The organism is Acinetobacter sp. GFQ9D191M, assembly GCF_011174875.1.
Taxonomy (GTDB): Bacteria; Pseudomonadota; Gammaproteobacteria; order Pseudomonadales; family Moraxellaceae; genus Acinetobacter.
In genome coordinates, this window is sequence record NZ_JAALGV010000068.1 from 26,154 (window position 1) to 47,421 (window position 21,268).

The window sequence follows — 21,268 nt, forward strand, 5'->3', positions numbered from 1 at the left end:
GAGGCAGGATAAAAAATGCACAATATCTGCTTATATGTCGATAAAAAACGTATCAGTCCTTATGCCATGTCGGTTTATGTGGCTCTAAAAGAGAAAGGACTCAACTTTCAGGAAAAAATGATCGATCTGGATCTGCTGGAACAGCAATCTTTGGCTTATCGTAAAATTTGTCCGAGTGGCAAAGTTCCTTGTCTGATCATTGATGATTTTCATTTATTTGAATCGTGGGCGATTACTGAATACCTGGAAGATGCTTTTCCGGCACCGGATTATCCTGCTTTATATCCTGCAGAGATGAAAGCCAGAGCAAAATGTCGCGCCGTTCAGGCTTTGATTAAAACTGATTTTTCCTCTATCCGGCAGGATATGCCCTCAACTTCGATCTTTGTTCCACCTAAAAGGCCTTTAATCGCATCGGCTGAAACCATGCAGGATATTCAGCGCTTACTGGCAATCACAGAAACTTTAGTTGAAGAGCTTTGGCTCACCGAACAATGGTCAATTGCAGACTTTGATCTAGCCTTTATGCTGCATCGCCTGCTTAGTCACGATGTTGAGCTTCCCGAAAAAATTCAGGCTTATATCCAGCGTAATTTTCAGCGATCTTCAGTGCAGTCCTGGATTTTGGAAAATGAAAAATTGAGGACTCATGCTGAGTTTTGATTCTATGTCCGGTAGAGAGGTTAATTTAATAATTTAAGTACTAAGTTTGCTTAATGAATAGACATGGATATTTTAAAAGAGAGCCAAGTTATACAAAAAATTGCTTAAATATCAGCAGAGCAAGCGTAGTATAGAAAGTATAGGTAATAAGAAGTAGCTAAAACTTAGAATCAGATTCAAATGAAAAGGAGTATAAGGTGGGTGGATCACATCATCATGATCATAGTCATGTAGAAGTTAGTGCCAAGAATGCCAAAAAACTGTCCATCGCCTTAGCCCTAACGACAGCCTTTTTAATTGTAGAAGTTATTGCCGGTTTTATGACTCAGAGTCTGGCCTTGCTTTCTGATGCAGCGCATATGTTTACTGATGCTGCTGCATTGGCAATTGCACTGGCTGCGATTAAGATCGGGCAAAAACCCGCAGATGATAAACGTACCTTTGGCTACCAGCGTTTTGAAATTCTGGCAGCTTTGTTTAATGCGATTATGCTATTTCTGGTAGCGATGTATATCCTGTTTGAAGCTTACCAGCGTTTGAGTCATCCCCCTGAAATTGAAAGTCTGGGCATGTTGATTGTCGCTATACTCGGACTAGTCATTAACCTGATCTCCATGAAAATTCTGGTTTCTAGCAGTCAGGAAAGCTTGAATATTAAAGGAGCTTATCTGGAAGTACTGAGTGATGCACTAGGTTCGGTGGGTGTCATTATTGGCGCAGTGATCATCTATTTCAGTGGCTGGATGTGGATCGACACCGTGATTGCGGTCATGATCGGATTCTGGGTCATTCCACGGACATGGATTTTATTGAAACAGAGTATCAATATTCTGCTGGAAGGGGTTCCCGATGAAATCGATATTGAAAAACTGCGCCATGACCTACTGGCGCTAGACGGTGTTGAAGATATTCATCAGCTAAAAGTCTGGGCGATTACTTCCAAGAAGGTGATGTTAACGGTGCATTTAGTTGCGCCAGACGTTGACTATAAAAAGTTGCATCAGGAGGCGTTTGAGATGTTGCACCATGAACATCACATTACCGAGATGACATTGCAGATTGAAGCAGAAGATTGTCCCCCAGAACAGCATCGGCAATCAGCCCATTTACATGAGCATTATAAGCATAAGGAAAGCCATCAACATTAAGTGTGAGAAATTTTGCCATCACACTTAATGTATTTTTAAACTTCGATCTTTTATTTTAGCCTTTTAATAATGAAACAATTACATCTTTATAACTCGGTGGTGCTTTCACGTAATCGCGCTCTCGCAACATCTGATGCATTTTGGGCAGATTTTGATGTGGAACAGAGGCCATTAAATGATGTTCAATATGATAATTTACATGAATCGGTGCAACGAAAGCACGCGCTAGCCATCCTGCACGGGTGGTACGGGTATTAGTTAAAGCAGAATGGCTAGTTTCCAGACCAGCATGCTCAGCCATTGCCCGGATACGAATAAAGAGTGGGAAAGGAGTGATATAAGCTAACGGCCACAATAAATAAAGTTTCGGATGACCGCTGGCCCAAAGTGCAGAAAATAGGGCAGCATTGGAAATCAGCATGCCCGAGCTATTTTTTAATAGATTCTTTGCCAGTTCCAGATTGTTGCGATTACCACGAGGAATTGGTTTCGGATCATTGGAAACACTCCATTCCAGAAGTTCTAAATCCATCAAGACACGGCCAGCCAGAAATTTTAGGCCGGATTGACCATTTAAATCTCTAAAGAATTTTCTGAATAATGATTGTTTAGTAATTGGAAAGTTTTTGACCAGACCTAAATCTGGATCATCAGGTTGAGAGGTGCGGGCATGATGTTTCAAATGATAAGGACGATATTTACCGACCTCATTCCAGATCGGACGGGCACACAACCAGTCAGTAAAGTGTGTGTTTAGCCACTTGGTTTTAAACAAACTATGGTGTGAGGCGTCGTGCATCAAAATGGCCATAGCGAGTTGGCGACCCGCCAGAATGGCTAATGCCAAGGCACACATCAATATTTTTCCCCAGACTGGTAAATATTCCCAGCTATAAGCAATTGTGCCAAAGGTCAAAACAATCACAGCCCAAGTTGAGCCCACTGCCAGAGCACCCTGTAAATCGGATGGGGTAGTCAGCTCCCTGATTTCTTCACGGCTAAATAGCTCTGTGACACTCACTTTACTGTTCATTATTTTGCCTTGATTTAGTTCTTGTATTTCTTGTCACTATATTTGAATTAAAATATTACAGTCAATTTATTTTTGTGAGTGTATAGGAAATAAATTATACGCCTTGCTGCTGAAAATATTGCTGCCATAACTGCTGGCCTTGCTCTTCCATACGCCGTACAGCCAGTTCAAACTTTTGTCGGGCTGGAGCGTCTAGCCACTCTTCAGGCAATAATGGATCTGCACGCAGACTAAATACGGCAGATTTCGCCAGATAAAAGGCAGTTTTAGCTGATTCAGCCAAGGATAAATATTCATGACTTTCAAACCACTGCTCAATTTCCTGACTAATATTTAAATAGGTTTGATGGAGGCCATGAATATCCCAAAGTGCAGATACATGGGTGTGCTGATCGATCTCGCTAACCTGAAAAAATCGTGCGCCTTGATCTAGGCCAAACTTGACGGCTGCTGATTTAAGCTCGTTCAAACCAAGTTGTAAATTATCCGGGCGGATAAACACATTCTGTTCCAGCTCCTGAAATCCATAATAACGCAGGGCTTTTTCCCGTTTAGATAAGGCCGTACGATCTACTCGCCCCAAAGCACCAGTATAAACCAGAATGTACTTACCATCCCAAGCCGTAGCGGTCTGCATATTGGGATGTTTGTTCAGGCTGATAAAAGAAGTATCAAATTTTTTTTCAATTAACTGATAAATGCCGCGTTCTACTGACTGAATGATCTGATCCTGATTGAGTCGTGCTACTGCAACCCGCAAGCTGTTGTCAGAGATTCCTAATAAATCTGCTGCACATAACATCTGTTTGATGCTAACAGTAGAGTTATGTGAGGCATAGAGCAGGTCTAGCACCAGATGTCGGGCATTCAGTTTATAGGTCATGAAACTAGATCGTGATTAGAAAATAAGAAATTGGAAACTTTTTGTACAATAGCATTTTGAATAGGAAGAACCAAAGAGAAATACGACTAAAGTGTTTGTATATTCAGGCAATTAATTTTAATTAAAGACAATGTATATGGATAAAAATGACTAGATAAGGTCTTGGTTTTTTACTGGGACACAATATTTCACAATCAATAAGCTGGTCTAAGCAGCAAGTCAGCGAAAAAGACGTGAATCTGTTTTTATTTTTTTATTCTTGATTATTTTTAATCCCAGCTCCCTAGGGAACTGGGATTACCTAAAAAATTAAAGTGAAGTGTTAGTTATAACTGCTTCAAAATTGGGTATATGAACAAGAAAAAGATTTCTTACTCACACAAATTACCCTACATATTCGGGTAATTCGGACCACCGCCACCTTCCGGTGTTACCCAGGTGATATTCTGAGATGGATCTTTGATGTCACAGGTCTTGCAGTGCACACAGTTTGCTGCATTGATCTGGAAGCGTTTCGAACCATCATCATTTTCCATGATTTCATACACACCCGCCGGACAGTAGCGCTGAGCAGGCTCATCCCATTTCGGTAAGTTGACATCTACTGGAATCGAAGCATCGGTCAGTTTTAAATGCGCAGGCTGGTTTTCTTCATGCACTGTATTCGATACAAAAACAGAAGACAGACGGTCAAAGGTCAGCTTGCCATCCGGTTTTGGATAGTTCGGCTTGAAGTTCACTGCATCGACTGTTTTCAGAGTTTTAAAGTCTGGCACTAAATCATGGAGCGTGAACGGCACTTTAAACACGTTCTGGTCGATGAAGTTGAATGCACCACCCATCCATTGACCGAACTTGTGCATTGCTGGGCCAAAGTTACGTGCGCTATACAACTCTTCTTTCAGCCAGCTATTGTTGAACTTGTCTGTATAAGATGTCAGTTCTTTTACAAAGAAGTCTTCACCTTCGGTCACACGCGCAATCGCCAGGTCACCGCCTTTTTCTACACCGGCAGCAATCGCTTCAAAGACTGCTTCGCCACACAACATGCCAGATTTCATGGCAGTGTGTGAGCCTTTGATCTTGGCAAAGTTCAGGAATCCTGCATCATCACCAATTAAAGATCCACCCGGGAAGGTAAATTTCGGCAGGGAGTTAAAACCACCTTTAGTTACGGCACGCGCACCATAAGAAATACGTTTACCGCCTTCCAGATATTGTTTGATCAGTGGATGCGTTTTCCAGCGCTGCATTTCCATGAATGGATACATGTGTGGATTTTCATAAGAAAGATCCACGATCATGCCCAGAGTCACCTGGTTGTTTTCAGCGTGGTATAACCACCAGCCACCTGAAGAACCGGTTTCAGATAAAGGCCAGCCCGCACCGTGCATTACCAGACCTGGTTTGTGTTTCGCTGGATCAATTTCCCACAGTTCTTTAATGCCGATACCGTAGTGCTGCGGATCAGCATCTTTATCCAGGTTGAATTTCTGGATCAGGCGTTTACCTAAATGACCACGGCAGCCTTCAGCAAAAATCGTATATTTGGCATGCAGCTCATAACCTGGCGCAAAGTTATGCGTCGGTTCGCCATCTTTGCCAATCCCCATATCACCGGTCTGGATACCTTTGACCGTACCATCTTCATGATACAGAATTTCTGAAGCGGCAAAGCCCGGGAAGATCGATACTTCCAGCTCTTCAGCTTTCTGGCCTAACCAGCGCACCACGTTGCCCAGAGAGATGACATAGTTGCCATCATTGTGCATGGTTTTCGGTACCATCCAGTGTGGGGCTTCTTGTGATTTTTCATCTGAAAGAAGGAAGAAAGTTTTATCTTCTGTCACAGGAACATTTAAAGGCGCACCTTCTTCTTTCCAGTTCGGGAACAGTTCGTTCATGGCACGTGGTTCAAGCACAGCACCTGAAAGAATATGTGCACCGACTTCGGAGCCTTTTTCTACGACACAAACGCACAGATCATTTAAATTGTTTTCAATTGCAAGTTGACGGATCTTGATTGCAGCAGACAGGCCGGCAGGACCCGCACCTACGATCACAACGTCAAACTCCATCGATTCTCTAGAAATATCTTCCATAATAAGAAATCCTGTTTCGCTTAGCGGTATTTTACCACAGTGAAAAAGTTTTTAAATAGAAAGTTGGGAATTGATTATGAAAAAAGCCTCCTAGGAGGCTTTTTATAAAACGGATTAAGATTTTTGAGGATCGTAGAGTTTTTCTTTGATGAATAGCGCAGGAAGCAAACCACAGATAAAGTATGCCGCACCCATGACTAGGAAGCCTAAACCGATCGAACCGCCAGTTGCCAGATAACCAATGGTTGCTGGGGCAATTGCAGCACCTAAACGACCTACGTTATATGCACCACCAATTGCTGTACCACGTACATTGGTTGGGAAGCTTTCAGTCATATAAGTCGCATTCACACCATATGGAATACCATATAGGAAACCGAAGATCACCAATAAGTACAGGATATTGTCTGATGAGTTATAGAATACGATCAGTGGCAGGAAGATCGCAGTACCAATTGCACCGAAGGCATAAGTAAAACGACGTCCGAATTTATCTGCCATTAAGCCTGCAAGGATTTTACCTAGAATCATCGCGGTATAAGTACCCACCATGTATGCAGTCATTTCCTTGAACTTCATACCCAGTTCACTTTCAAGGTATGTCGGCATCCAGTTGTTGACGCCATAATAACCAAACTGAAGGAAACCAGCAGTCAAAGCCCATAAGATAAACATGTTACGGTTTTTCTTATCCTGGAAAATCAGCTTCCAGGTCGACTCAGCAGGTTTGTCAGTCACTTCAACTTTCTTGAAGCGGTTTTCTTGCCATGCAGCTGGTTCTGGAACCATGATATGCATTAGGATCGCCATCACGATTGGAATTGCAGCAACATAGAACAGCATGCGCCAGCCGTGATCTGGAATTAACCAGCCCGCAAGCAAAGTCGCAACGATATAGCCAACAGTCCAGCCAGCCTGTAATGTACCTAAAACAGTTGTACGATATTTAGTTGGCACGTACTCAGCCATTAAAGTATTCGATGCAATATACAGAGAACCTAAGCCAAGAGAAGCGAAGAAACGTAATGCACCAAATTGAGCAAAGCTTTGGGTAAAACCAAGACCACAAGTCAATGCCGAAAATAAAAGGATTGAGACAACGACGGTACGTACACGACCGAATTTATCACAAGCCCACCCTCCGAATATACCTCCAACTGCCATACCTGCAAGGGTAAAGCTTCCGAGCATCCCAGCTTCGACAGAGGTTAGACCAAATTCAGCTTTAATACTGTTTAAGCTGTAGGAAAGCAGCATTAAATCCGCACCATCGACCAGCAGGGCGAGGAATGCAAAAATAAATGCGATTTTCCAGGTATTTGGGCCAATTTTTGAAATTGTATTCGTTATAGCCATCATCCATTACCTATAAAAAAGGCCTGATCGCAAGGAGAGTTGATCAGGCCAAACTTGTTACTGAGTCGCCTCGCGAATCATATTGCGAGCAATAATGACTTGCTGGATCTGCGTGGTTCCTTCATAAAGACGGAATAAACGCACATCGCGGTAGAAGCGCTCAATTGCATATTCACTGATGTAGCCCGCGCCACCATGGATTTGCACACCACGGTCAGCGACACGGCCACACATTTCTGTTGCAAACATTTTTGCGCATGATGCTTCAGTACTTACATTCTGGCCGGCATCACGACGACGCGCTGCATCAAGCACCATGCATTTCGCTGCATAAATTTCAGCTTTAGAATCTGCCAGCATGCCCTGGATCAGCTGGAAGTTGGCAATCGCCTGACCGAACTGCTTACGTTCAACGGCATATTGCAATGAATCTTCCAGCATACGGGTTGCAGCACCCACGCTCAGTGCAGCAATGTGGATACGGCCTTTATCCAGAACCTTCATCGCAGTTTTAAAGCCAACGCCTTCTACACCGCCAATCAAAGCTGATGCAGGGATACGGCAGTTTTCAAAGATCACGTCACAGGTATGTGCGCCTTTCTGGCCCATTTTCTTGTCACGTTTACCCAGTGAAATACCTGGCAATTTACTGTCAACGATGAACGCTGAAATAGCTGCAGCACCTTTTAATTCTGGGTTGGTACGAGCCATTACCGTGAACACACCCGCATGTGGGGCATTGGTAATAAAGCGCTTGGTACCATTCAGGATGTACTCATCGCCATCTTTCACAGCAGTGGTTTTCAAAGATGCTGCATCAGAACCTGAATCCGGTTCAGTCAAACAGAACGAGCCAATGATTTCACCGCTAGCCAGTTTTGGCAGGAAGTGCTGTTTTTGCTCTTCAGTACCGTCGATGATCAGGCCAGATGCGCCGATACCGTTATTCGTACCAATCAATGAGCGGAAAGCAGGGGAAGTGCGGCCCAGTTCAAAAGCGATATAGACTTCTTCTTCCATGGTCAGGCCAAGACCGTCATATTCTTCAGGAATGGTTAAACCAAATAAGCCCAACTCTTTCATTTGTTGCACGATTTCTGCAGGAATTTCATCCGTTTCTGCAACAATTTCTTCATTTGGGATTAATACGCCTTCTACAAACTGGCGAATCATATCTACCAACTGGTCTAAGGTTTCCTGATCACGAATCATGTCCTAACTCCGTATCTAGGATTTCGTTCTGTCCACATCTTGACCAATGTGAATAAAAACTCATCACTAAGCTAAATTTATGCGGATACTAATTAAAATTAAAACAAGGATCAATATATACGAAAGTATATTTCGCTGTGCGATATTTATGTTTTGCTATAAAATTAGATTTAAATAATTGATTTAATGTGATTAATGCTATTTTTAAGGCGTTATAAAATATTTTTTGTTCAAATTTGAATAGTTTACTTTGAACGAAATTTATGTATATTGTTAATTAAATACCGCTGTGCGAAATGAGAAGATTATGGAAAGCACTGAAATTTTAAAATTGACTGTACAGGAAGATGGCGTCGCGATTGTTCAAATCCATCGCCCGGAAGCACGTAATGCCTTGAACCTGGAATTACGTCAGCAACTCTCTGAAGCATTTCAATACCTTTCAAAATTAGATGCTGTAAAAGCGATTGTTTTGACCGGCGGTGAAAAAGTATTTGCTGCGGGTGCAGACATTAAAGATTTCACCACTGCAACTACAGCCCAAATGTATTTACGCCATACTGAACAATATTGGCAAAGCATTACTGATTGTCCGAAACCGATTATTGCAGCAGTCAATGGCTATGCACTCGGTGGTGGCTGTGAACTGGCCATGCATGCGGACATCATCATTGCCGGTGAAAGTGCCAAATTTGGTCAGCCTGAAGTGAAACTGGGCTTGATGCCAGGTGCAGGTGGGACACAACGTTTACTGCGCGCGATTGGTAAATATCAAACCATGGTTTGGGTATTGACCGGTAAATTGGTGAAAGCTGCTGAGGCTGAGCGTATGGGCTTGGTTTCTGAAGTCGTAGAAGATGAAAACACCATTACCCATGCCATTGAAATTGCCCAAACGATTGCGTCTTTCTCTCCAATTGCGGTTCAGCAAATCAAGGAAGTGACCAATCTTGGACAGGATCAATCTTTACAAGGTGCTTTGGCACTGGAACGTAAAGCTTTCCAGATTTTGTTTGATACTAAAGACCAGAAAGAAGGCGTGAATGCGTTCTTTGAAAAACGTCCTGCACAGTACACTGGAGAATAAGACATGACCATTCAATCTATGGCGCTCATCGGTACTGGTGTAATGGGCATGGGTATTGCGCAAATCGCAGCCCAGGCAGGTCTGGAAGTGCGTTTATTCGATGCCAAAGCAGGTGCAGCAGAAGCAGGTCTGGCTAAACTTAAAGCTACGCTTGAAAAACTTCAAGCCAAAGGAAAATTCACTGAAGAAGTCCTGAATGAAACTTTGGCACGCTTTAAAATTCTAAACAGCATTGAAGAAGTGGCTGGGGTTGATCTGGTGGTGGAAGCCATTATTGAAAATCTGGACATCAAGCAAAGCCTGTTTAAACAATTGGAAGGTATCGTATCTCCAGAAACCATTCTGGCAACCAATACCTCATCTTTATCAGTGACTGCGATTGCATCCAATCTTGAGCATCAAGGTCGTATGGCGGGATTCCATTTCTTTAACCCAGTGCCCTTGATGAAAATTGTCGAAGTGATTGCTGGCCTAGCAACAGATGAACAGGTCGTTGCAGATCTACTCGAACTGGCACAACATATGGGTCACTTTGGTGTGCGTACCAAAGACACGCCAGGATTCATTGTCAATCACGCGGGTCGTGCTTATGGTACTGAAGCACTAAAAATCCTGGGTGAAGGTGTAGCTTCTGTTTCAGAAATCGACCGTATTCTGCGTGAAGGTGCCGGTTTCCGTATGGGACCACTGGAATTGTTTGACCTGACTGCATTGGATGTTTCCCATCCAGTGATGGAATCGATTTTCAACCAGTATTATCAGGAAGATCGTTATCGTCCAAGCGCTTTAACCCGTCAAATGCTGGCTGGTAAAAAAGTCGGTCGTAAAGTCGGTGAAGGCTTCTATAAATATCAGGATGGTCAAAAGACCAATGAAGCTCCGGCTCAGATTGCGCCTGAAGTAACTGAATTCAGCCCAGTCTGGATCAAAGCAGATCTTGAGCAGGATGCCAGCATCTTGCGTGACTATATCCGTGAGCAAGGCTTGATCATCGACAGTGCTGAAACTCCGGCAGCTGACAGTCTGATTCTATTGGCCACTTATGGTGAAGACACGACAACAGCTGCATTACGTTTTGAGGTTGATGCGACTCGTGCAATCAGCATTGATATGCTGACTGATTTTGCCAAGCACCGTACCATCATGCCTTCGATTGCAACTCAAAAAGCCTATATCGACCAGGCACACGCATTGTTTGCTAAAAATGGTCATGGCGTATCCGTGATTGCTGAAAGTATTGGCTTTGTCGCACAGCGCGTATTGGCAATGGTCGTGAATCTGGCTTGTGATATTGCCCAACAACAAATCGCAACTGCAGCCGATATCGATAAAGCAGTAAAACTTGGTCTGGGCTACCCACATGGACCAATTTCATGGGGTGATGTTTTGGGCGCAGAACGTATCCTGTTGATCCTGGAACGTATCCTGGCGAATACTGGTGACCAGCGTTATCGTCCAAGTCCATGGTTACAACGCCGCGCCCGTTTAAAACTATCTCTTCTTCACACTGCAGCAGTTTAAGGAATCAAACTCATGTTAAATGCATATATTTATGATGGATTACGTACGCCATTTGGCCGTCATGCAGGAAGCCTGGCAAAGGTTCGTCCAGATGATTTAGCTGCACATGTGATTAAGGCATTGGTTGCAAAACATAATCTGCCTGCTGATATTTTTGATGATGTGATTCTGGGGAATACTAACCAGGCCGGTGAAGACAGCCGTAATATTGCACGTCATGCAACGTTATTGGCGGGTCTAGATGTGAAAACGCCAGCACAAACTGTGAACCGTCTATGTGCTTCAGGTTTAGCAGCGGTGATTGATGCAGCTCGTGCGATTACTTGTAATGAAGGGGATATCTTCCTTGCAGGTGGTGTCGAGTCGATGTCTCGTGCACCGTTTGTCTTTGCCAAATCTGAAACACCATTTAGCCGTGATTTTAAAGTATTCGATTCAACCATCGGCGCACGTTTTCCGAACCCTGCCATTGAAAAACAGTTCGGCAATGACACTATGCCGCAAACCGGTGATAACGTTGCGGTGGAATATGGCGTCACCCGTGAAGATGCAGACCAGTTTGCTGCAGCGTCACAAGCCAAATATGAAGCTGCTAAACAGACAGGTTTCTTTGCTGGTGAGATCGTGGGTGTTGAAGTGCCACAAGGCCGTAAATTGCCTCCAAAATTGGTCGATCAAGACGAACATCCACGCCCATCTTCTAATCTAGAAGCTTTAGAGAAACTACGCCCACTGTTTGAAGGCGGTGTAGTGACTGCGGGTAATGCTTCTGGTGTCAATGATGGTGCAGCAGCGCTAATCATTGGTTCTGAAGCCGCTCAGGAAAAACTGGGCATCCAGCCAATGGCGAAAATCATCGCTTCAGCGGCTGCGGGTATTGAACCACGTATTATGGGCGCCGGTCCGGTTGATGCGATCAAACTAGCATTAAAACGTGCCAACTTGACGTTGGATGACATGGATATCATTGAAATCAATGAAGCATTCGCATCACAAGTTTTAGCATGCTTAAAAGGTCTGGGTGTGGCATTTGATGATGCTCGTGTGAACCCGAATGGTGGTGCGATTGCAGTTGGGCATCCACTCGGTGCTTCAGGTGCTCGTTTAGTGCTCAGCACCGCTCGTGAATTGCAGCGCAGCGGCAAAAAATATGCTGTGATTAGTCTGTGTATCGGTGTGGGCCAAGGTCTGGCACTGGTCATCGAACGCGTATAAACAAAGGAAAAACACATGGGTGCATTAGAGGGTATTCGCGTACTGGATTTAAGTCGCGTACTTGCAGGTCCTTGGTGTGGTCAAATCCTCGCGGATTTAGGCGCTGAAGTGATTAAAGTTGAACGTCCTAAAACGGGTGATGATACCCGTATGTGGGGACCACCTTGGATGAAAAATGACCATGGTGAAAATACACGTGAAGCGGCGTACTACCAGTCAGCCAACCGTAATAAAATGTCAGTTACGATTGATATTTCAACGCCTGAAGGTCAGGAACTGGTCAAAGCACTGGCTGTAGATTCTGACGTGGTCATTGAAAATTACAAAGCGGGTTCATTGAAAAAATACGGTCTGGATTATGAAAGCCTGAGCGCGATTAATCCGAAACTGGTGTATTGCTCAATTACTGGCTTTGGTCAAACTGGCCCTCGTGCACCTGAACCAGGTTATGACTTTATCATCCAGGGGATGGGCGGTTTAATGTCTGTCACTGGTGAGAAAGATGACTTACCGGGGGGCGGACCACAAAAAGTCGGTGTGGCTTTTGCTGACTTGACCACGGGTTTGTACTCGACCATTGCCATTCAGGCAGCCTTGCTAAATCGTCATGTGACTGGTCTCGGTCAGCATATTGATATGGCATTGCTAGATGTACAAGTTGCGTTACTCGCAAACCAAGGGATGAACTACCTGGCTTCAGGTAAAATCCCGGGCCGTTATGGTAATGCACATGCCAATATTGTGCCTTACCAGGTATTCCGTGCTGCGGACCAGGATTTCATCATCGCCTGTGGTAATGACAAACAGTTTGTAGCTTTGAGCGCTGCCATTGGTCTGCCAGATTTACCGCAAGATCCACGCTTTGTGACCAATGCACTGCGTATTCAGCATCGTGCAGAAATCACAGAGCTGCTAGCCAAACATTTCTTAAGCAATACTGCGAAGCATTGGGTGCAAGCAATTCATGCAGTGAAAGTTCCGGTAGGCCTGATCAATAATCTGGAACAGGCTTTCCAGGAACCACAAGTGCAAGCGCGTAATATGCTGGTTGAGATCCCCCATCCGTTAAAAGAAAAATTAACGGTGATTGGTTCACCAATTAAATTATCACGTACCCCGGTTGAATATCGTAAAGCACCACCAATGTTGGGTGAGCATACGAATGAGATTCTTTCACGTGTCGTGGATGAGGAAAAACTGGAGGCCCTAAAAGCCCAAGGAATTGTTGGTTAATCAAAAAGAAAACCCATAAGTCCAATAAAGAAGCAACTTAATCAAAGTTGCTTCTTTGCTATATACAAGATAATTATTTATAATTTCGCAATGCGAAACACTTATTATGAAATTGAAGGACGGTGAAGACATGTCTGATGATGTACCTGAAACCGATCAGTCGGAAGAAAGATTAATTGCGCCTTTGCGTCATGAGTTATTGCATCCGATCGAAGATATGCAGGATGAAAATGACCGTCAATTTATTACAGCTTTAGCACGTGGTCTGGAGTTACTGCGCTGCTTTAGTCCAAAACATCAGCATCTGGGCAATCAGGAACTGTCACAGATGACAGGTCTACCTAAACCGACGATTACCCGTTTAACCCATACCTTATCCCGTTTAGGATATTTAAAGCAGGTTCCGAATTCGAGCAAGTTTCAGCTCTCAGTCGGCGTACTGTCTTTTGGTTATTCGATGCTGTCGAATTTATCCTTGCGATCGGTTGCTCATCCATTAATGAAAAATCTGGCAGACTATGCTGAGGCAGCCGTTGCAATGGCGACCCGCGACCGTTTGAACATGATTTATCTGGATGTGGTGCAGGGCAAAGGCAATGTCACCATGCGTCGTCAGGTAGGAACCCATTTGCCGATTCATTTAAGTTCAATGGGGCGTGCCTGTCTGGCTGCAATGCCAGAAGATGAGCGTGATTTTCTGCTTGATGCGATTCGCCGTAAACATGTTGAAGAATGGCCACAGATCCAAAAAAATCTGGAGAAGTCATTTAAAGACTATCAGGAATATGGTTTCTGCTTTTCAATCGGTGAATGGCATAAGGATGTGAATTCGGTTGCAGTTCCTTTTGTCCATGAACAGCATGGTCTACTGGTGTTTAACTGCGGCGGTCCAAGTTTCCTCCTCAATGAAGAGAAAATCAAAAATGATATTGCACCACGCTTATTACATATGGTGAATAATATTAGAAATGAGTTGGGATAATACATTTCTCAATTGATTAATTTTATAAAATAGTAGGTATTTCAATTAAATACCTGCTATAAAATATCTATAAAATTCATTGAAAATAATAATTCTTTTACCTGATGATAATTTATCATTATTTTACAAATACTTAATTAATTCCTCTATGATAATTCATGAGTGCTTTTATCACTCATAAGACCTTAATTTAAATTAAAAATAGCTTGATAACTAAAGATGATAAGGGGTATGAAAACTAAGATGAAGACAATTACAACAGCTCTTTCTTTGGCGGTAGTTGCTATAATGGTGACTGCATGTGGTGGTGCAAAATCCTCTACAACAGTGAATACACTCCCGACTAATGGCGGTACTACACTGACTACGCTTGCTTATACTTATGACAAAGCTAAATTTAATGTTGTGGATAACGCTGCGCCTACTAAACGGGTAAGGATCGAGATTGCTGATCTTGATGTTCAAAAGAATGCATATCTGTAACATTCTGTCCAAAAGATATTTAAATATATTCAGGATTATCAGAATGGTACGATCACGGCTGAAGACCTGACCAATGCGGGGATCGCAATTCAAGATCCGTCACCAACATTTTGGCTGATGCTTCAACTGAAACTGATGTAACTGGTCTGGGCGCTTATGCAAAATGGCAATCTGACAAGGGTGTATATGTTTCAGGTAATGTGCAGCTTGGTTTCGGTGATGTTGAGTTTAACCGTACTGTGACTGATGGGCTTGATTCGGTGAAAGAATCCAATAAAGCTGATCTGTTTAAATACGGTGCTTATGCTGAACTGGGTTATGACTTCTTCGCTGACCGTCTGACTGTTTCACCATACATGGCTTTAAGCTATAACGCTGCAAAACTGGATGCGGTCAAAGAAGATACTGTTATTGGTCTGACTGTAAGTGATGTAGATGTGGCTGAAACTAAAGCGCATGTGAGTGTGCGTTTTGACTATGAGCTAAACCAGAATCTTTACCTGACTGGTTATGGTGAGTATGCCGATGCCTTTGATCGTGATAATGGCATGGTCACAATCTCGTCCAATGTAGATAATACAATCCAGTATGGTTATCAGGCTCCGCCCTTTGACAAGGATTACTTCTTATATGGTGTCGGTTTGAACTATACCAGTGGCAGTAAATGGAACTGGTTTGGCGAGTTGACAGGTAATGCATCTAAATCAAGCGATTACCTGATTCAGTTAGGCTTGAAATACCACTTCTAAGTCCTGAAATGAAAAAGCCCTCTTAAGATAGAGGGCTTTTTTTAATTACTGAATTATGATTTTTCAATAATCAGGTGTAGCTTTCACGGATCATGCTGATGGTTTTACAGGTGGTATTTAGTAGATCATTATGGACTTTATTTCTGAAAGTCCTTAATTTCTTTACTCATACTGCAAATTGCAATTTAAGGCTCTTACGTTCCATGCATGATCTGTCTATGTAATAAAAAATAACCGCAGAAAAAGTCTTGAAAACTTTTCTTAAAACTTTATGAAAAATAATGCTTAGGTTAAGATGAACCATCATTTGTAAAAGCATTCTAGAAGACCTATGCAACCATTTGTTCTATATAACTCAGAGCAACGTAAAAAAGTAGAATTTGTGCCTCGTAAAGAAGGTCAGATTGATCTGTATGTCTGTGGGATGACGGTCTATGACTACTGTCATATTGGACATGCACGCACGGTGGTTGCATTTGACTATATTATCCGTTTCCTGCGCAGTCAGGGCTGGAAGGTGAAATACGTACGCAATATCACCGACATTGACGACAAGATTATTAAACGTGCCAATGAAAATGGGGAAAGCATTTCATCACTGACCAGCCGTTTTATTGATGCCATGAATGAAGACTTTGCCAAATTAGGCTGTCTTGCACCGGATGAAGCACCAAAAGCCACCGATTACATCAATCAAATGCAAAACATGATTGGTACGCTAGTGGAAAAAGGGACTGCATATCCGGCAAATAATGGCGATGTTTATTTCGAAGTTGAAAAATTTGCCAAATACGGCCGCCTTTCAGGCCGTAAACTGGAAGATATGCAGGCAGGCGCTTCTGAACGTGTAGACGTCGAAGTTGAGAAAAAACACCCATTTGACTTTGTACTTTGGAAACATGCCAAAGAAAATGAACCTTCTTGGGCTTCACCATGGGGCAATGGTCGTCCAGGATGGCATATTGAATGTTCTGCGATGTCAACCTGCTGCCTGGGCAATCATTTTGATATTCATGGTGGCGGTGCTGATTTAAGCTTCCCGCATCATGAAAACGAGATTGCACAATCTGAAGCAGCGACAGGTGAGCAGTATGTGAACTACTGGATGCATGCCGGCTTCATCAATGTTGATGGTGAAAAGATGTCGAAGTCTTTGGGTAACTTCTTTACTATCCGTGATGTGATTGAAAAATTCCATCCGGAAGTGGTGCGTTACTTTATTGTGTCTTCACACTACCGCAGCCCAGTGAACTATTCTGATGTGGCCTTAAAAGAAGCGAAAAATACGCTGATGCGTTTCTATCATTCTTTCAAAGCTTATCAGGCAGTATATGGCGAACAACTGGTTGAAACTCTGGATCAAAGCTTTGTTGAGCGTTTCAATACAGCCATGTGTGATGACTTTAATACACCAGAAGCCATTGCTGTATTGTTTGAACTGAATAAAGAGCTGAATCGTGCAGTAAAAGATCAGAATCAGGAACAGGCTGCTGTTTATTATTCTACTCTGCGCCATCTCACCAATATTCTGGGTCTGGTACAGCACAATGTCGACGAATTCTTAAAGTCTGATATTGGTCAGGAAGCTTTAGGCTTGTCTGAAGAGCAGATTGAAGATCTGATCCAGCAACGTAAAGATGCCAAAAAAGAGAAAAACTTTGCTCGTGCCGATGAAATCCGCCAGTCTTTATTAGACCAAGGAGTGGTGCTGGAAGATACCCGTCAAGGAACTGTATGGCGTCGTGCTGATTAATTCGGCAGTTGAATCGATAGAGAGTTGACAGTTAGCAGAAACTCTCTATAATTCACTCCCATATTGCGGGAATAGCTCAGTTGGTAGAGCACAACCTTGCCAAGGTTGGGGTCGCGAGTTCGAGTCTCGTTTCCCGCTCCAAAATTCAAAAAACCCTGATCGGAAGATTGGGGTTTTTTATTGCCTACGCAAAATAAAAAGGATAACCAGAACTGATTTACATAATGAAATTCTGAATAATGAAGAGCTTTCGGTCAGGGAAATTTCTAAACATTCTGTCTAAGTTTTATGAAAAGCTCTACATTTTGAAACCTGCCATTTGCATAGATATGATAAAATTGCGAAAATTATTTTTTGCTAGACTGAGTCAACTCTGTATAGAGTTAAGGTAAACCTACTTTGAACCCACCAAATATGCCAAATCAAATAGACTTCCAGAAAGTTGCACTTGAAACCTTGCGTATCGAAGAACAAGCATTACAGATTTTAGCCACGCAGATTGATGAGCGTTTTAGTCAGGCATGTGAAATTATCCTGCAGTGCAAAGGTCGTCTGGTGATTACCGGGATGGGGAAATCCGGGCATATTGGCCGTAAGATGGCGGCAACTTTTGCCTCTACGGGTACGCCTTCATTCTTCATGCACCCGGGCGAGGCAGGGCATGGTGATCTTGGGATGCTGGTACCGGGTGATGTACTGATTGCCATTTCAAACTCAGGCAAAAGCGATGAAATCATGATGCTGATGCCTCTGATCAAGCGTCTGGAAATTCCCTTAATTACCATTAGTGGTGATGCCAAAGGCCCAATGCCACAAAATGCTGATGTGGCTTTAACTCTGGGTCATCTTCAGGAAGCCTGTCCACTTGGCCTGGCACCGACTTCGAGTACAACAGCAACTTTAGCGCTGGGTGATGCACTGGCTGTCGCTCTTTTAGATGCACGAGGTTTTACTGCTGACGATTTTGCCTTGTCACATCCAGCGGGTGCCTTGGGTAAACGCTTATTGCTGCATGTAAAACACTTAATGCACACTGGTTCGGAATTGCCAAAAGTGTCACCAGATACACCAATGAATCAAGTTTTATACGAGATTTCAAATAAACGCCTAGGTTTAACCACAATTGTGGATCAAAATGACCTTCTGCTGGGTATTTTCACTGATGGTGACTTACGCCGCCTGATCGACAAACAGCAAGGTTTTGATGTCAATTTACCGATTCAGGAAGTAATGACCAAAAATCCGCTGACAATTTCTCAGGAAGCACGTGCTGTCGTTGCACTGGAAAAAATGAACGAACGTAAAATTAATCAATTTGTAGTGGTTGATGATGCCAATAAAGTCATTGGTGTAATTAGTATGCATGACCTGATTCAGGCTGGGGTAAATTAATAAATGGCATCTTATGTATTATTAGAGCAGGCACGTCATATTGAGGCACTGGTACTTGATGTAGATGGTATTTTAAGCGACGGTTTTGTCACCTTGACCAATACGGGTGATGAAATTAAGTCTTTTGATATCCGTGATGGTCTGGGTATGAAACTGGTACAGCAAGCCGGAATCAAAGTGATCATTATCACTGGGCGTCAAAGCAATATCGTACAGAAACGTATGTCGGATTTGGGCGTAGATCTGGTTTATCAGGGCCGCGAAGATAAAGGAACTGCTTTGCGTGAAGCTTGTACTCAGCTCAATATCGACCCTGAAGACTGTTTATACATGGGCGATGACTGGCCTGATCTTTCTGCCTTTGCAATTGCAGGCATGAAAGTGACTGTTCCAAACGGGCATGTTGAAGTACGTCGTCGTGCTGATCTGGTAACGCAGGCCTATGGTGGTCGTGGTGCGGTACGCGAGATTTGTGACATGTTACTGATGTCCAAAGGTAAGTACCAAGAGTTACTTGAAAAATATACTCGTGCGCCTTATTAATAAGTCATATATCCTGGATTAAGTACACCGCTTATGGACACTAGAGTTTTATATCTTACGGCTATTATCATTGCCGCAGTAAGTGGTGGTTATTACTATTACAGCGGTAAAGGCAACAAGTTGCAGACTGATTCTGCACGTAGCATGACCTATTCTGCGAATAATATTAACTTAACCCAAACTGATGAAAAGGGCATGTTGTCTGTTCGTGCCCAGGTCGACCAGCTTGAACAAAACCTGCAGCTAGAGACTTCGAGTCTCAAAAATCTGCAGGCAACGACCTATAAAGACGGTCAGGTTGATGCGACATTCTTTGCCAAACAGGGCAACGGTTATGATGACAATACAAAAGTTGTACTTTCTCAAGAAGTGCTGGCGACCAAGATCATGCAAAATGGAAAAATGCAGTTCCGTACCGAGGAGCTGACCGCTTTTCCGAAAACACGTGAAATTGAAACCGATAAAACTGTCATTGTTGAATCTCCACAGGCTGAATTTATCAGTCAGGGCCTAAAAGCCAATCTTAATGATGGTCAATACGAATTCTTTAATATTCGAGGAAAGTATGAACCAAATTCCTAGAGCTAAAATGATGAAAACTTTCCTTAAGCGCGCTGCGTTGTTAAGTCTGGTTGCATTGGGTTCAGCCACTGCGTTTGCATTGCCATCTGACCGTAATCAGCCGATTACCTTATTAGCTGACCGTGCGACTTTTAATGAGCGTACTGGAGTCACCACTTATTCGGGTAATGTCATCATTGAACAGGGCACCATGAAATTGCAAGCCAATTCGATTGTGGCGAATCTGAATAATAAAAAACAGATTAGCCTGATTACGGCAACAGGTAGCCCGGCTCAATTTCAGCAGAAAGTTGATCCTGCCAAAGGTTTGGCCAAAGGTCAGGCACAGAAAATTGTATATAATGCGGAAACCGGGATTATTACGTTGTCTGGAAATGCCTACTTGCAGCAAGATGGCGCTAGTATCCGTGGTAATACACTGAAATACAGCATGAATAAAGGCGATATTGAAGCAACAGGTACACCAAATAAAACCGGTTCAGCTGCAGGTCGTGTACAAATCGTGATTCCGCCTTCATCTTCGAAATCCTTCCCGGGAGCACGTGATTAATGGCACAGACGCATCAGGTTCAGACTTTAACCATTAAGCATCTGGCGAAAAATTATAGTAAACGCTGGGTAGTCAAGGACGTTTCCTTCAGTATGGAAAGTGGGCAGATTGTTGGGCTTTTAGGGCCTAATGGTGCAGGTAAAACCACCAGCTTCTATATGGTGGTGGGTCTGGTGCGTATGGACAAAGGTGAAATCCATCTGGATGATCTCGATTTGTCTGACTTGGCAATGCATGAACGTGCGCGTAAAGGTATTGGTTATTTACCGCAGGAAGCTTCTATTTTTAGAAAACTAACCATTTCTGAAAATATTATGGCGATTCTGGAAACCCGTAAGGATTTAAGCAAAGCTCAGCGTCAACAACGTTTAGCCGAATTACTAGCAGACTTTAAAATTACCCATATTAAAGATTCATTGGGTATGAGTGTTTCGGGTGGTGAACGTCGTCGTGCTGAGATTGCCCGTGCGTTGGCAGCTGACCCTAAATTCATGTTATTGGATGAACCTTTTGCCGGGGTTGACCCGATTTCCGTGGGTGATATTAAAGATATTATTACGACGCTGAAAGATCGTGGAATTGGAGTATTGATTACCGATCACAACGTTCGTGAAACTTTGGCCATCTGTGAACATGCCTATATTGTCAGCGAAGGTTCAGTTATTGCTGAAGGCACGGCACAAGAAATTCTGGCCAATGAAACGGTACGTAAAGTTTATCTGGGTGATGACTTTACTGTATAGAAAATTTTCATTATCAGAAAAACCCGCATTAAGACTTT

Annotated in this window: 19 protein-coding genes, 1 tRNA gene and 1 pseudogene; 16 read left to right on the plus strand and 5 right to left on the minus strand. The window is 43.1% G+C overall.

Going from position 1 to position 21,268, the window contains the following annotated elements:
• Positions 1-15: 15 nt before the first annotated feature.
• Both yfcF and G5T77_RS10465 read left to right on the plus strand, forming a co-directional pair.
• Positions 16-663 (plus strand): glutathione transferase, encoded by a 648-nt coding sequence (yfcF, locus tag G5T77_RS10460; protein ID WP_166135164.1) that lies wholly within the window; start codon positions 16-18, stop codon positions 661-663.
• Positions 664-860: 197 nt separating this feature from the next.
• Positions 861-1,811, plus strand: coding sequence for a cation diffusion facilitator family transporter (locus tag G5T77_RS10465; RefSeq protein WP_166135167.1), 951 nt, complete (start codon positions 861-863; stop codon positions 1,809-1,811).
• A 55-nt stretch (positions 1,812-1,866) separates the two neighbouring features.
• Here G5T77_RS10465 and G5T77_RS10470 read toward each other — a convergent pair whose 3' ends face one another.
• The 5 genes from G5T77_RS10470 to G5T77_RS10490 all read right to left on the minus strand — a co-directional run bounded on the left by G5T77_RS10470 (position 1,867) and on the right by G5T77_RS10490 (position 8,397).
• Entirely contained in the window at positions 1,867-2,844 is a 978-nt protein-coding gene (locus G5T77_RS10470) for a fatty acid desaturase family protein (RefSeq protein ID WP_004786264.1), read from the minus strand.
• Between the two features lie 94 nt (positions 2,845-2,938).
• Positions 2,939-3,727 (minus strand): PaaX family transcriptional regulator C-terminal domain-containing protein, encoded by a 789-nt coding sequence (locus tag G5T77_RS10475; protein WP_004786262.1) that lies wholly within the window; start codon positions 3,725-3,727, stop codon positions 2,939-2,941.
• Positions 3,728-4,116: 389 nt separating this feature from the next.
• On the minus strand, positions 4,117-5,829 hold the full coding sequence (locus G5T77_RS10480; RefSeq protein ID WP_166236217.1) for an electron transfer flavoprotein-ubiquinone oxidoreductase: 1,713 nt from the start codon (positions 5,827-5,829) through the stop codon (positions 4,117-4,119).
• Positions 5,830-5,943: 114 nt separating this feature from the next.
• Positions 5,944-7,185, minus strand: a complete 1,242-nt coding sequence (locus G5T77_RS10485; protein WP_166135176.1) for an MFS transporter — start codon at positions 7,183-7,185, stop codon at positions 5,944-5,946.
• Between the two features lie 57 nt (positions 7,186-7,242).
• Entirely contained in the window at positions 7,243-8,397 is a 1,155-nt protein-coding gene (locus G5T77_RS10490) for an acyl-CoA dehydrogenase family protein (protein WP_166135179.1), read from the minus strand.
• Positions 8,398-8,704: 307 nt separating this feature from the next.
• Here G5T77_RS10490 and G5T77_RS10495 point away from each other — a divergent pair, with 307 nt between their 5' ends.
• The 14 genes and pseudogenes from G5T77_RS10495 to lptB all read left to right on the plus strand — a co-directional run bounded on the left by G5T77_RS10495 (position 8,705) and on the right by lptB (position 21,230).
• Positions 8,705-9,484: an enoyl-CoA hydratase gene (locus G5T77_RS10495; RefSeq protein ID WP_166135182.1), complete on the plus strand. Its 780-nt coding sequence runs from the start codon at positions 8,705-8,707 to the stop codon at positions 9,482-9,484.
• Between the two features lie 3 nt (positions 9,485-9,487).
• Positions 9,488-11,005, plus strand: coding sequence for a 3-hydroxyacyl-CoA dehydrogenase (locus tag G5T77_RS10500; RefSeq protein WP_166135184.1), 1,518 nt, complete (start codon positions 9,488-9,490; stop codon positions 11,003-11,005).
• Positions 11,006-11,017: 12 nt separating this feature from the next.
• A complete protein-coding gene (locus G5T77_RS10505) occupies positions 11,018-12,220 on the plus strand; it encodes a 3-oxoadipyl-CoA thiolase (RefSeq protein WP_166135187.1) in 1,203 nt (400 codons plus the stop codon).
• A 15-nt stretch (positions 12,221-12,235) separates the two neighbouring features.
• Positions 12,236-13,453, plus strand: a complete 1,218-nt coding sequence (locus G5T77_RS10510; RefSeq protein ID WP_166135190.1) for a CaiB/BaiF CoA-transferase family protein — start codon at positions 12,236-12,238, stop codon at positions 13,451-13,453.
• Positions 13,454-13,583: 130 nt separating this feature from the next.
• Complete coding sequence (locus G5T77_RS10515; RefSeq protein ID WP_166135193.1) at positions 13,584-14,435, plus strand: IclR family transcriptional regulator; 852 nt, start codon at positions 13,584-13,586, stop codon at positions 14,433-14,435.
• Positions 14,436-14,678: 243 nt separating this feature from the next.
• On the plus strand, positions 14,679-14,918 hold the full coding sequence (locus G5T77_RS10520) for a hypothetical protein (RefSeq protein WP_166135195.1): 240 nt from the start codon (positions 14,679-14,681) through the stop codon (positions 14,916-14,918).
• 95 nt (positions 14,919-15,013) lie between these two features.
• Positions 15,014-15,667: pseudogene (locus tag G5T77_RS10525) on the plus strand (autotransporter outer membrane beta-barrel domain-containing protein); the annotation flags it as partial.
• Between the two features lie 331 nt (positions 15,668-15,998).
• On the plus strand, positions 15,999-17,420 hold the full coding sequence (gene cysS / locus G5T77_RS10530; protein WP_004786237.1) for a cysteine--tRNA ligase: 1,422 nt from the start codon (positions 15,999-16,001) through the stop codon (positions 17,418-17,420).
• Positions 17,421-17,485: 65 nt separating this feature from the next.
• Positions 17,486-17,561: transfer RNA gene (locus tag G5T77_RS10535), tRNA-Gly, on the plus strand.
• 273 nt (positions 17,562-17,834) lie between these two features.
• Positions 17,835-18,812 (plus strand): KpsF/GutQ family sugar-phosphate isomerase, encoded by a 978-nt coding sequence (locus G5T77_RS10540; protein WP_004786235.1) that lies wholly within the window; start codon positions 17,835-17,837, stop codon positions 18,810-18,812.
• A gap of 3 nt (positions 18,813-18,815) precedes the next feature.
• A complete protein-coding gene (locus G5T77_RS10545; protein WP_034170294.1) occupies positions 18,816-19,355 on the plus strand; it encodes an HAD-IIIA family hydrolase in 540 nt (179 codons plus the stop codon).
• Between the two features lie 33 nt (positions 19,356-19,388).
• Positions 19,389-19,937: an LPS export ABC transporter periplasmic protein LptC gene (gene lptC / locus G5T77_RS10550; RefSeq protein ID WP_166135201.1), complete on the plus strand. Its 549-nt coding sequence runs from the start codon at positions 19,389-19,391 to the stop codon at positions 19,935-19,937.
• Entirely contained in the window at positions 19,921-20,487 is a 567-nt protein-coding gene (lptA, locus tag G5T77_RS10555; RefSeq protein WP_159122791.1) for a lipopolysaccharide transport periplasmic protein LptA, read from the plus strand. Before lptC ends, lptA begins: the two co-directional genes overlap by 17 nt.
• Positions 20,487-21,230: an LPS export ABC transporter ATP-binding protein gene (gene lptB, locus G5T77_RS10560; protein WP_004786227.1), complete on the plus strand. Its 744-nt coding sequence runs from the start codon at positions 20,487-20,489 to the stop codon at positions 21,228-21,230. The genes lptA and lptB overlap by 1 nt, the downstream gene beginning before the upstream one ends.
• Positions 21,231-21,268 lie beyond the last annotated feature (38 nt).

Excerpts from the sequence above, each read along its gene's own strand:
- cysS (WP_004786237.1), top strand. The coding sequence starts at position 15,999 with ATGCAACCATTTGTTCTATATAACTCAGAGCAACGTAAAAAAGTAGAA.
- G5T77_RS10490 (WP_166135179.1), bottom strand. The coding sequence starts at position 8,397 with ATGATTCGTGATCAGGAAACCTTAGACCAGTTGGTAGATATGATTCGC.
- G5T77_RS10485 (WP_166135176.1), bottom strand. The coding sequence starts at position 7,185 with ATGGCTATAACGAATACAATTTCAAAAATTGGCCCAAATACCTGGAAA.
- G5T77_RS10500 (WP_166135184.1), top strand. The coding sequence starts at position 9,488 with ATGACCATTCAATCTATGGCGCTCATCGGTACTGGTGTAATGGGCATG.
- G5T77_RS10520 (WP_166135195.1), top strand. The coding sequence starts at position 14,679 with ATGAAGACAATTACAACAGCTCTTTCTTTGGCGGTAGTTGCTATAATG.
- yfcF (WP_166135164.1), top strand. The coding sequence starts at position 16 with ATGCACAATATCTGCTTATATGTCGATAAAAAACGTATCAGTCCTTAT.
- lptA (WP_159122791.1), top strand. The coding sequence starts at position 19,921 with ATGAACCAAATTCCTAGAGCTAAAATGATGAAAACTTTCCTTAAGCGC.
- lptB (WP_004786227.1), top strand. The coding sequence starts at position 20,487 with ATGGCACAGACGCATCAGGTTCAGACTTTAACCATTAAGCATCTGGCG.
- G5T77_RS10475 (WP_004786262.1), bottom strand. The coding sequence starts at position 3,727 with ATGACCTATAAACTGAATGCCCGACATCTGGTGCTAGACCTGCTCTAT.
- G5T77_RS10510 (WP_166135190.1), top strand. The coding sequence starts at position 12,236 with ATGGGTGCATTAGAGGGTATTCGCGTACTGGATTTAAGTCGCGTACTT.
- G5T77_RS10515 (WP_166135193.1), top strand. The coding sequence starts at position 13,584 with ATGTCTGATGATGTACCTGAAACCGATCAGTCGGAAGAAAGATTAATT.
- G5T77_RS10470 (WP_004786264.1), bottom strand. The coding sequence starts at position 2,844 with ATGAACAGTAAAGTGAGTGTCACAGAGCTATTTAGCCGTGAAGAAATC.
- G5T77_RS10480 (WP_166236217.1), bottom strand. The coding sequence starts at position 5,829 with ATGGAAGATATTTCTAGAGAATCGATGGAGTTTGACGTTGTGATCGTA.
- G5T77_RS10495 (WP_166135182.1), top strand. The coding sequence starts at position 8,705 with ATGGAAAGCACTGAAATTTTAAAATTGACTGTACAGGAAGATGGCGTC.
- G5T77_RS10540 (WP_004786235.1), top strand. The coding sequence starts at position 17,835 with ATGCCAAATCAAATAGACTTCCAGAAAGTTGCACTTGAAACCTTGCGT.
- lptC (WP_166135201.1), top strand. The coding sequence starts at position 19,389 with ATGGACACTAGAGTTTTATATCTTACGGCTATTATCATTGCCGCAGTA.
- G5T77_RS10545 (WP_034170294.1), top strand. The coding sequence starts at position 18,816 with ATGGCATCTTATGTATTATTAGAGCAGGCACGTCATATTGAGGCACTG.
- G5T77_RS10505 (WP_166135187.1), top strand. The coding sequence starts at position 11,018 with ATGTTAAATGCATATATTTATGATGGATTACGTACGCCATTTGGCCGT.